Annotated in this window: 1 pseudogene; it reads right to left on the minus strand. The window is 43.2% G+C overall.

The window, feature by feature from the left end:
- Positions 1-120: 120 nt before the first annotated feature.
- Positions 121-336: pseudogene (locus tag HC733_RS22710) on the minus strand (IS3-like element ISVpa4 family transposase); the annotation flags it as partial.

Here is a 336-nt window from a genome sequence, read left to right on the forward strand (position 1 = left end):
AAGGGCTAAACGAACTAACACCTGATGAAGTTTACTTCGGTAAGCAAAGATACGCGGCATGACTGGATCAACCACTTAAAAAGTTAGCTTATGTGTCCAACCAATGGGGTCCAGCTCTCACTGACGCTTTATTGATAGTTGGGTTGATTTATCCAGCGAATGCTTACGCTGTGCCCGCTCTAACGACCGAGCACTTTCGCCAAAAAATCATTTTCCATCGTTAACTGACCGATTTTAGCGTGAAGCTTATCCGTTTCTTCTGTGTTGCCTTTACTTACTTGGCTTTCAGAAGCGAAGATCATAGCCGCATTTTCAAGGAGTTCTTTTTTCCATGTA

This window comes from Pseudoalteromonas sp. S16_S37 (genome assembly GCF_014694405.1).
Classification (GTDB): domain Bacteria; phylum Pseudomonadota; class Gammaproteobacteria; order Enterobacterales; family Alteromonadaceae; genus Pseudoalteromonas.